This window comes from Microcoleus sp. A003_D6 (assembly GCF_036702825.1).
Taxonomy (GTDB): Bacteria; Cyanobacteriota; Cyanobacteriia; order Cyanobacteriales; family Microcoleaceae; genus Microcoleus.
Genome location: NZ_JAUBWA010000170.1, coordinates 1 through 11241 on the forward strand (window position 1 = coordinate 1; position 11241 = coordinate 11241).

An 11241-nucleotide genomic window follows, 5' to 3' on the forward strand; every position below is an offset into this window, starting at 1 on the left:
TACCACCCATCCGCTTCTCTAATAATCGTCCCCGTCTTAACCTTGAAACCTGCTGGTATTGAGCGATGGAATACCATTGGTACTTGACCTATTTTTGCAAGGTCAATACAAATTCTATTTTGCTCATCCTTGATAATGTCGAGATTATCTAATTGAGGGTAAGTAAAAGATTTGTAGTAGTGGAAACCTTTGAACTTAGGCTTGCCCCTACGATTACCATTTTTGTCCGGTGTTATAAAATTCGAGAAAGAAGTTTCGACTCGATTAACCACATCCTGCAAAACCTGAGAATCCAAGTTCTTATATTCAGGGAGTATTTTCTTAGTGTTTTTTAAGTCAGCTAACTGTATGGTTTGCCATTGAACGTAACCGCCTTCAATGTTTGAAAAAACATCACCTTTCTTGGTTAGAGGATTGCCAGATTCATCCTTTTTTCTGCCATCCCTAGTTTGTGTTCTCGTTAAGGGGATATTTTGGTAAATCTCCTCAACAGGGACTATAGATGCAGTCAAAGGACAAGCGTTGATAGGGGTTCTCGTGGATTCCCACCACCTAAACCTTTCGCCCAGTCGATAATTGTACTGCCTGCGACAGAGTTCTAGATGTTTTTCGATGGTTGCTAACTGAGTTTTTGTGGGTTTGATGCGGTAGCTTGTAGTTAATTGCATTAGAAACTTTCTTTTTTCGACCTTATTATAGTATAGTTAAGCTGTGCCGAAAATACAACACTAATTCAAATATAATTGTCGGTCTATGTCCGCGACGAGCGACGCTTCTGGACATCCCTGCTGTGATTTATTCGGGGTACTTCGCTTACGCTCAGATTTATCCCCTCTAAATACACAGAGGGACTTCCCGGCTGATAGTTAAAATTTAGGATTTGAGATTTAGGAAATTAGCAAAACTATTTTCCCGGTAACAGAACCTGTTTCTAACAATTCATGCGCGGAAGCGGCTTGTTCTAGGGGGAAAGTTTGGCTGACGTGAATTTTAAGCAAGTTGCGATCGCACAAACGAGTACACTGCTGCAAAATATGAGCCTGCTGTTGCTGTTCCTCCACCAAACCTTGCAGCATCGGTGTTAACATTAATTCCAGACTAATTCGCAGATTGCGCATTCTCGCTGTTTTCAAATTGCCCAAAGCCGGGTCTGGTTCCAAAATTGTTACCAAATCTCCATAAATTTTCACAGCCGGAATAGTTTGGTAAAAAGTTTCTCCCCCGACTGTATCGAAAGCCAAGTCAACTCCTTGTCCCTGAGTCCAAGTCAAAACCTCATCGACAACATCGGTATTTTTATATAAAATAATTGAATCTGCGCCTAAGTGCTTGACAAAATTGGCTTTTTCCTGAGAACTAACAGTCGTGCAAACCTCAGCACCATGCAACGAAGCCAACTGTACCGCGACGTGCCCGACACCGCCGGCACCAGCTTGAATCAGCACTTTTTGGCCGGCCATCATGCGCCCTCGATCGTACAGCGATTCCCATGCTGTAATTAAAACTAACGGTGCAGCCGCCGCCTCCGCAAAACTTAAAGCAGCAGGCTTGATGGCGAGAAAGCGTTCTTCTACAACGGCAAACTCAGCATAAGTACCGATCGACCCGCCCAAACCCCCATTGCAGAAAAAAACCTCGTCTCCGACTTGGAAACTTTGCACAGCAGCACCGACAGCCTCTACGACTCCAGCACCGTCGCACCCCAAAACGTGAGGAATTTTCTCGGGGTAAAAAGTGCCGCGCGATCGCAATTTAGTATCTATTGGATTGATACCCGCCGCCCGCAACCGTACCAAAACATCAGTTTCTGTTTGTATAGTAGGGGCTGGGATATCTTGCAGTCTCAATACGGACGGGCTTCCGGGCGTTTCAAAAACGATCGCTTTCATTAGGGGTGTTCACTCACTTGTCGCCTTCACTGCGATCCTACCTTGTATTCGTTACCCATCCGTGACGATACTTAGTTATTTTTAAAGAGATTGGCTTCAGGTAACTACAACAATTGTCGAGCGGTGCTAATCGATGTTCGATCTAGATTTATTTTTTTACTTTGAAATTCTTGCATACCTTCTGGGATTATCGGCGACTTTAGCCTTGGCGATCGCGATTTATCTTAAAGTGCAGCGAAAGCCCCCCAGTCGGCCCCAGGGACAAGAACAACAACAGTTGCCAGAATTAAACCCCGACGATTTACCTACAGGATTAAAAATTAGGAAAAATTTTTTGATTTTCCCCAACACAAATTTGTTAGCACCAACTGACAGCTTCTTGGGTAAAGTTTTAGGTATTGGCGACGCTCTATTCTTCGGCCAGCAACAGCGCCCAACAGTGAATTCTTTGCCTGTTCTCGAACCTGGAAGCAGCAAAATCATAAGTCTGAGCGTGGAAGGTTCGATCGGGGAAAATCGATCTCGCCCTCCCAAAGTCAGCACTTCCGCGCAATTAGAAGAAGACTTGCTGGGCGACATCCTAGCAGGTACTGACTCGCCCGGGGGAGCAGAATTCTTTGATGCCTTAGTTCGTCACTTAGCCTCCGCACTCGGAGTTCGCAGCGCCATCGCTGCCAAATCGATTAAGTCGATCGAACGCGCCGATGCTAATCCCGATCGACTGCAAGTTATCAGTTTTTGGAGCGACGGACGGTGGCAGCCAAACTTTGAATGCGACACCGCCAATACTCCCGAAGCGCTGGTGTTCGAGCAGGCAATGTACTCCTGTCCAGACTGCCTCCAGGAAACCTTCCCAGAAGACCGCAGACAGGTTGTTACAGGTGCGCGCAGTTTCCTGGGAGCATTGCTCAAAAACTCTTACGGCGAACCTTTAGGGATTATTTGTATTTTCCACGATCGACCCTTGCTGGAAGCACATCTTGCCAAATTCCGACTAATTCTCAGCATCTTTGCCGGACGGGCCGCCGCCGAATTAGAGCGGCAGCGCCTAGAAGCAGCACTCTGCACCGTAGAAGCGAAATACTGCGCCCTTGTAGAACAAATGCCGGCTGTCACCTACATTTCTCCCCTCAACCGCAGCGCTGCCAAACTTTACATCAGCCCGCAAATCGAGACTTTTCTCGGTTATTCTGTAGCTGAATGGAGGGCTGACCCCGACCTGTGGCTGAAACTCGTTCACCCAGCAGACCGCGACCGCGTGTTAGTTGAAAACGCCACACAGAAATTCACCGACGGAGAAGATATCTTCTGCGAGGGGCCGCTGGTTTCAGAATACCGCGCGATCGCCCGCAACGGCCGAGTGGTCTGGTTCCGGGATCGAGCGATCGCAGTTCGCGATGAAGCAAGCAAGTCCGTCATCTTTCAAGGTGCAATGTTTGACATCACGGAAACTAAAGTAGCTCACAGCGCGCTGCTAGAAAGCGAATACCGCTATTACACCTTGGCAAAAATACTGCCGGTCGGGATTTTCCGCGCCGACGCTGCTGGAGATTGCTTGTACGTCAACGAGCGATTTTTGGAGATGGCGGGACTGACTGCGCCAAAGGCACTGGGCGAAGGTTGGGCGCAAACTTTGCATCCCGAAGACCGATCGCGCGTTTTGAGCCAGTGGTATGGCGCTGTCAAAGAGAAGTTGCCTTGTAAGTTAGAGTACCGCTTTTGCAACGGCGACCTCACAACTTGGGTATTTTGGCAAGCAGTCCCGGAAATTGCCAAAAGCGGGGAAGTTCTGGGCTATCTCGGCACGCTGACCGATATCAGCGATCGCAAGCAAGCAGAATTCGCGCTGCAACAGGCCGAAGAGAAATACCGCAGCATCTTTGAAAACGCGATCGAGGGAATTTTCCAGACGACCTATGACGGGCGCTACCTCAGCGCTAACCCTGCTTTGGCGAGAATTTACGGCTACTCCTCGGCCGCCGAACTGATCGCAAACATCCGCGACATCGACCGCCAACTCTACGTCGATCCCAACCGCCGCAGCGAGTTTTTGCGCGAGATCGAAAAAGACGGTTTTGTGTCTGAGTTTGAGTCTCAAGTTTACCGGGCTGACGGAACCGCCATCTGGGTTTCCGAGAACGGCCGGGCTGTTCGCGACGCTGGCGGCAATTTGCTTTACTACGAAGGCACTGTCGAAGATATTACCCTCCGCAAAATAGCAGAAGACAAGTTAGTACACGATGCTTTGCACGATATGCTAACGGGTTTGCCGAACCGATCTTTATTTATGGATCGCTTGGGACACGCGATCGAGCTTTCAAAACGCCGTCCCGAAGTTTGGTTTGCGGTGCTGTTTATCGATCTCGACCGCTTTAAGGTTGTTAACGACAGTTTGGGGCATTTAGTCGGCGATCGGTTGCTGATCGCGATCGCGCAGCGCCTGGAAACCTGTTTGCGCGCTGGAGATACCGTTGCCCGTCTCGGCGGCGACGAATTCGCTATTTTGCTGGAAAATATCACAAACATCGAGAATGCGACGCACATTGCCGAACGAGTGCAAGCGGAACTGGCAGAGCCTTTTTACCTCAACGAATATCAAGTTTTTACCAGTGCTAGCATTGGCATTGTTTGTTCTGGTTTGCGGCAGCATCCAAAAGAGAGCAGCGAACTGTTTAGCCCCGGAAATCTGGAAAATATCGATCGGGAAACTTCTTTGTCTTGCTTATCTTCCGACTCCCCTGTTCCCCTGGCTCCATTCCAAATATTGTACGATCGACCAGAAGAACTGCTCCGAGATGCAGATGCTGCCATGTATCACGCTAAGGCATTGGGCAAAGCTCGCCACGAAGTTTTTGACTTAAGTATGCACACTCGCGCCGTCGCCCTTTTGCAACTGGAAAACGATTTGCGGCGCGCTCTAGACTCCAAGGAATTTCGGCTTTACTACCAGCCTATCGTCTCTCTAACTAGCGGTAGAATCAGCGGTTTTGAAGCGCTGCTGCGGTGGTCTCACCCGGTGCGGGGTGTAGTATCTCCCGGCGAGTTTATTTTATTAGCAGAAGAAACTAGATTGATTATACCTATTGGTTGGTGGATGATGCGATCGGCTTGCCGTCAGATCCACCAGTGGCACCAAAAATTCCCAGCAAATCCGCCGCTGACTGTCAGCGTCAACCTTTCTAACCAACAATTTAAACAACCGGATTTAATCGATCGCCTTCGCGAAATTTTACAAGAAACTCAGCTTGACCCCCGCACTTTAAAGTTAGAAATTACTGAAGGCGTCATCATGGACAATGCGGAATCAGCAGCCGCTATCTTAGCGGAATTGAAAAAATTAGAAATTCAATTATATATTGACGATTTCGGCACTGGCTATTCTTCCTTGAGCCGCCTGCACACTTTTCCCACTGACGCTTTAAAGATCGATCGAGCTTTTGTCAGTCGCATGACTGAAGATGAAGGAAACGAAGCCATCGTACAGACTATTTTAATTTTAGCCAGTCATTTAGGCATGGATGTAATTGCTGAAGGAATCGAAACCATCGAACAGCTTAATTTACTCAGAGCACTGCAATGCGAATACGGACAGGGATACTTTTTCTCGAAGGCGGTAGACGGCATCGCAGCCACACTTTTGATAGAAAGTCAACCTAAATGGTAATTAGTCATTGGTCATTAGTCATTAGTCATTGGTCATTAGTTATTGGTCATTGGTGATTAGTTATTAGTCCTTGGTGATGGGGAATTGGTCAGATCCAATTGGGTTACATCGGAATGATAAAGCAGTGCGATCGTCTCGAAGAGCGAGCTGAGCTGAATCAGATTCCTGAACTCGGAAAATTATGATTCCGACGTAACGGACACGATATCCTTGGTCATTGGTCATCGATCATTCGTCATGGGAAGTCGAAAGTTAAAAGTTAAAACATTCTTTCTGACTCCTGACTAATGACCAATGACTAATGACCAATGACTCCTGACCAATGACTCCTGACTAATGACCAATGACTAATGACCAATGACTCCTGACCAATGACTCCTGACCAATGACCAATGACCAATGACTTCTTCGTTAAACTTTCGCTTCCAAAGACTTAAGAAACTCAGTATTTACCCCCGACTCCCGCGTCATGGCAATTTTACCAGTCCGAGCAATTTCCTTAATCCCAAATCTATTCAGAACCTGGACGATCGCCACCATTTTACCCGGATCTCCGACAACTTCCAATGTCAGCGTATCATCACCAATATCCACCACTCGCGCTCTAAAAATCTGAGCTAACTCAATTATCTCCGATCGCGTCCCGCTAGCAGCATTAACTTTCAGCAACATCAACTCCCGTTCCACACAGGGAATTTCCGTTATATCCTGAACTTTAAGCACGTTAATCAACTTGTACAGTTGCTTGGTCAACTGCTCGATAATCTGGTCATCACCCGGTACAACCATCGTAATCCGAGACACTCCCACTTGCTCCGCCGGGCCGACGGCCAGACTTTCAATATTAAAACCCCGACGAGCAAACAAACCAGCAATTCGAGTGAGGACACCCGCTTCATCTTCAACTAAAACCGAAAGAGTGTGTTTCATTTCTCCCAAAAAGACGCATTTTGTGCAATTCTACTGTCGCCAATTCCCCTTTTAGCAGAACTGCACGGTCATTGAACCTGCCTTAGACATATTATCGCGAGTTATTCGCTGTTCAACTCCGGGAAAAAACCCCTCGATCAATTTCGCTTTTACCCGTCTCGATCCCCCTCGCATCCCCCTTAAGAAGGGGAGTAGGGGTTGACTTTGATAACACTCCTGTCCCCCCCTTAAGAAGGGGGGTTAGGGGGGATCGGCTTTATCTCAACCGTAAACCCGCCCCAACTCAGTTCTGGGCGCACGCGATCTAAGTTTTTTTGTGTACGAACGTACACAATTACTCCATCGAAGAAAAACTTTTCAGGTCTTGTCCCTGACGGGGACTGAAATTTTGAGACCAATTGGTCTCAAAATTCCTTCACAGAAAAACTCGGTGTTCCAGGGACGGCATTTGTCGGCGGACTTGTTCTAGCCGATCGGGATTAATTTCTGCGATCGCCACACCCGGTTCCTCTCCAGCATCCGCCAAAACCACACCCCAAGGGTCTACAATCATCGCGTGACCGTGAGTTTGACGGCGGCCGTAGTGGTGTCCAGTCTGGGCGGGGGCGATCGTATAACAAGTATTCTCGATCGCCCTAGCTTGCAACAAAACCTTCCAGTGATCCTTGCCAGTGTAAGCAGTAAACGCCGCCGGCACGAACAAAATATCAGCCCCCTTGTACGACAAATGCCTGTACACTTCCGGGAACCGCACGTCATAGCACACCGAAAGTCCCAGCGTCCCCAACTCCGGCGACACATAAACCGACGGCAAATCTTCACCAGCTTTCACAGTGTTCGATTCCCTGTAAGTAATGCCGTCGGGAACATCCACATCGAACAAATGTACTTTTCTGTACCTTGCCACTTCAGTGCCGTTTGGGTCTACCAGCAAACAAGTATTGTATACCTTCCCCCCTGGAGTCGGCACGGGAAATCCGCCGCCGAGAATCGTTACCTGGAACCGTTGGGCCATCGTTTTGAGGAATTTTTCGCTTTGGAGTCCGATCGCCTCTGCTTGAGCAATCTTTTCCTCCTCTTCTCCCATAAACGAGAAATTTTCTGGTAAGGAAACTAACTCCGCACCCCGACGCACTGCCAGGTCGATTAATTCCTCTGCCTGAACCAAATTTTTTTGCAGGTCAGGCAAGCTAGTCATTTGAATTGCTGCGGCGAGATAAGACTTCATCGATTCACAATATTAGTCATTAGTCTGTAGTCAGTAGTCATTAGTCATTAGTCATTAGTCAGTAGTCAGTAGTCAGTAGTCAGTAGTCAGTAGTCAGTAGTCATTAGTCATTAGTCATCAGTAGTCAGTAGTCAGTAGTCAGTAGTCAGTAGTCAGTAGTCAGTAGTCATTAGTCATTAGTCATTAATCATTGGTAACTAATTTGATAACTAAATAGTTGATATCCTTGGATTTTACCCATTTATGCGCTGTATGGCACGAACTGGTATGGTTTGAGAGTTTTGATTTTTGAGTTTTCAATTAACCTTTAACTCATCACTCAAAACTCAAAACTCTCAACTTTTTTTGCCCTCGATTTTGCTACCTAATTTCGCTCAAATCTTAAGGCATCGGATGAAAAAGCAGGTCGGGGAAAAAGCGGTTAAATTCAATCAAACCAGCCGCTTGAATTGAGATCCAAAGGATTGCCAATACTGGCGCGGTCGAGAGAAACTTGACAAAGTATTGCATGAATTCTGCTCCTGAAAATTTGAGACAGTTGGTAATTGCCGATCGGTCTACGCCTAATTGCTAACTTGCAGTTAATTGATTAACTGTTAGCTATTAGGGTTTCTGGATTTCCCAATTTTAGCGGGGGGAAACAGTAATTTCGTCGTCCTTGGCAAACATTTCACCGCTGGTGATTGACGTGAGAGCTGCCAGAGGCCATAAAACACCGCTCAGCATACACTTGATTGCCAAAGGAACGTCGATAATAATCTCTTTTTCCTCTGGCGTTGCTGATTTTTTGGTAACTTGCAGATAAGAACGGCCCACCCAACCAATCCAACCAGCAATATACAAAAACAGTATGCTAGGAATCAAAAAGTCGCCTGCTTTGCTCAAGTTGCCGTCTACGATTAAGTGCGGGTATCCTTCCGGGCCGCACAAAGCTTGAGAATAGCGCTCGAACCGCGCTTTGGCAGATGCCGGGTCGCCATTCGTAGAACGCGCATTTTTAGCCAGTTCCTTGAATTCGGGAGAGTCCTTGCACGGCACTAAATTGTAAGCCGAAGCAACTGGAGCAAAACTGATCCAGACACTCAACACTAAAATTGCAGCAAACAATCGTCGCATGGAATTGTTTCCTTTTGTTACAAAACAATAAGTTTTTTTACAAGCATTTCAACTTGCCGATCGCGAATCCAGATTACCGCATTTGTTGACAGTGCAAAGTATCCATCATTGATGCGGCAAAGCCCAATAGAATGAGGGATTCGCGTTTCATAGGTTAGTGCCGAGCTAGCAATACCGCGAGGATATTACTTCCTTGCATCCGATGAAAGCCAAGCCTTGTCGTTTGGGGGGGCAGATGCTCCCGATTGCCATAACCTGAGTACAAGTATAGCGGGGGACTTGCGCCGAATTAGTTAAGCTAGCAATAGCAATAGCTAACCTATCAAATTAAATTACCAGTTAATGGCAACCATTTTCGCGATCGAAACAAGTTGTGACGAAACAGCAGCAGCAATTGTTAAGAATCGTCAAGTTTGCAGCAATGTTGTAGCATCACAAATTAAAATCCACGAGCAGTATGGCGGGGTAGTGCCCGAAGTGGCTTCGCGGAGTCACCTAGAAATGCTAAATCAGGTAATTGCCCAGTGTCTGTGTGAAGCCAACCTCAGTTGGTCAGAAATTGACGGTATTGCAGCGACTTGTGCCCCCGGTTTAGTAGGTGCATTGTTAGTCGGGCTGACAGCGGCGAAAAGCTTGGCAATAGTGCGCCAAAAACCCTTTTTAGGCGTCCACCACCTCGAAGGGCACATCTACGCTTCTTACCTTACCGAACCCGACTTGCAGCCGCCGTTTTTGTGTTTGTTAGTTTCTGGGGGACACACCAGCTTAATTTACGTCAAAGATTGCGGCGTTTACGAAACTGTAGGACAAACGCGCGACGATGCGGCCGGCGAAGCTTTTGATAAAGTCGCGAGACTGTTGCAGCTAGGATATCCGGGCGGGCCGCTGATTGACAAATTGGCGGCCCTTGGCAATCCCCAAGCATACCCCCTGCCAGAAGGCAGAATTTCGCTGCCGGGAGGCGGCTATCATCCCTACGACAGCAGTTTTAGCGGGTTGAAAACAGCAGTTTTGCAATTAGTACAGAAACTCAAAAAACAAAATAACAATGTGAATAGCGAAGGCGTCTTGTCTGCCTCTACAATTAATGATATTGCGGCCAGCTTTCAAGAAACAGTAGCTAAGGGTTTAACAAAAAGAGCGATCGACTGTGCCTTAAATTTCGGACTCACTACTATTGTAGTCGGCGGCGGAGTAGCAGCAAACAGCGGACTGCGAAAACACTTACAAGCAGCCTCCGCCAAACACAACTTGCGAGTATTGTTTCCCCCATTAAAATATTGCACGGACAACGCAGCAATGATCGGCTGTGCGGCGGCAGAACACTTGCAGCGAGGACACACATCGCCGCTGACTTTGGGAGCAAATTCGCGAATGGCTGTTAGTGAAATCATGGAACTGTACAAGAGTCATTAGTCATTAGTCATCAGTCATCAGTCATCAGTCATTAGTCATTAGTCATTAGTCATTAGTCATTAGTCATTAGTCATTAGTCATCAGTCATTAGTCATCAGTCATTAGTCATTAGTTAACAGTCATTAGTTAACAGTCATTAGTTAACAGTCATTAGTCAACATTCATTAGTCATTAGTCATTAGTTAACAGTCAACAGTCAACCGTCAACCAAACGATGAAAATCCGCGATGCAGTAGAAAGCGATTTACCCGCAATTGTCCAAATATACAACGCAGCAATACCGGGCAGAATGGCTACAGCAGATTTAAAACCAGTCTCAGTCGAAAGCCGCCTCGCGTGGTACAGAGAACACTCCCCCAATTTCTTGCCCATTTGGGTAATCGAATCAGAAGAAAATATTGTTGGCTGGCTGAGTTTTCAGCTTTTCTACGGACGCGCCGCCTATCAGCATACAGCAGAAGTTAGCATCTATGTCGCACCCGATCGCCAACGCTGCGGAATCGGACAAAATTTATTGCAATCGGCAATTGTCCGAAGCCCTGAATTGCAACTTAAAACTCTCATAGGCCTAATTTTTGCTCACAATCAGCCGAGTGTAAGATTGTTCGAGAAATTTGGCTTTCAGCGGTGGGGATATCTGCCACAAGTTGCCGAACTTGACGGCGTTGAAAGAGATGTCGTAATTCTGGGTTTGCGTTGTCCGTAGGAACACCGCAATGCTTTTATCGTGTTAACTTAAGATTAAAAACCTTTGTATCTCTCGCTTATAGCCGAGGCCAGATCCCCCTAAATCCCCCTTAAGAAGGGGAGTAGGGGTTGACTTTGAATGCTCTTTCTTGTCCCCCCTTCTTAAGGGGACGAAAGAGAAGACTCTTCCCCGTTAAGAAGGGAGACTTTGAACACTCTTGTCCCCCCCTTAAGAAGGGGGGTTAGGCAGGGTGGTTTTATTGTGGGGAGAAGAAATCTGAAACGACAGAAAGCACCACTCAAAGCTCGCG

Annotated in this window: 9 protein-coding genes; 3 read left to right on the plus strand and 6 right to left on the minus strand. The window is 47.1% G+C overall.

From position 1 onward, the window contains the following. On the minus strand, positions 1 to 668 hold a 668-nt coding region (locus tag QUB70_RS29305), incomplete at its 3' end, for an RNA-guided endonuclease InsQ/TnpB family protein (protein WP_332985155.1). A 219-nt stretch (positions 669 to 887) separates the two neighbouring features. After that, positions 888 to 1889 (minus strand): zinc-dependent alcohol dehydrogenase family protein, encoded by a 1002-nt coding sequence (locus tag QUB70_RS29310; RefSeq protein ID WP_332985157.1) that lies wholly within the window; start codon positions 1887 to 1889, stop codon positions 888 to 890. Positions 1890 to 2022: 133 nt separating this feature from the next. Between QUB70_RS29310 and QUB70_RS29315 the strand changes: the two genes are divergently transcribed. Further along, positions 2023 to 5553, plus strand: a complete 3531-nt coding sequence (locus QUB70_RS29315) for a sensor domain-containing protein (RefSeq protein ID WP_332985158.1) — start codon at positions 2023 to 2025, stop codon at positions 5551 to 5553. A gap of 411 nt (positions 5554 to 5964) precedes the next feature. Here the strand turns inward: QUB70_RS29315 and ilvN are convergent, their stop codons facing one another. From ilvN to QUB70_RS29335, 4 genes are all read right to left on the minus strand, one after another. Then, positions 5965 to 6483, minus strand: coding sequence for an acetolactate synthase small subunit (gene ilvN, locus QUB70_RS29320; protein WP_293128958.1), 519 nt, complete (start codon positions 6481 to 6483; stop codon positions 5965 to 5967). 415 nt (positions 6484 to 6898) lie between these two features. Then, on the minus strand, positions 6899 to 7711 hold the full coding sequence (locus tag QUB70_RS29325) for a carbon-nitrogen hydrolase family protein (RefSeq protein WP_332985159.1): 813 nt from the start codon (positions 7709 to 7711) through the stop codon (positions 6899 to 6901). Positions 7712 to 8092: 381 nt separating this feature from the next. Further along, a complete protein-coding gene (gene psaJ, locus QUB70_RS29330; RefSeq protein ID WP_172188099.1) occupies positions 8093 to 8221 on the minus strand; it encodes a photosystem I reaction center subunit IX in 129 nt (42 codons plus the stop codon). A gap of 117 nt (positions 8222 to 8338) precedes the next feature. Beyond that, complete coding sequence (locus tag QUB70_RS29335; protein WP_332985161.1) at positions 8339 to 8827, minus strand: Photosystem I reaction center subunit III; 489 nt, start codon at positions 8825 to 8827, stop codon at positions 8339 to 8341. 342 nt (positions 8828 to 9169) lie between these two features. Between QUB70_RS29335 and tsaD the strand changes: the two genes are divergently transcribed. Continuing rightward, positions 9170 to 10243, plus strand: a complete 1074-nt coding sequence (tsaD, locus tag QUB70_RS29340) for a tRNA (adenosine(37)-N6)-threonylcarbamoyltransferase complex transferase subunit TsaD (protein WP_332985162.1) — start codon at positions 9170 to 9172, stop codon at positions 10241 to 10243. Positions 10244 to 10457: 214 nt separating this feature from the next. Further along, a complete protein-coding gene (locus QUB70_RS29345) occupies positions 10458 to 10949 on the plus strand; it encodes a GNAT family N-acetyltransferase (protein ID WP_332985164.1) in 492 nt (163 codons plus the stop codon). Positions 10950 to 11241: the final 292 nt, after the last annotated feature.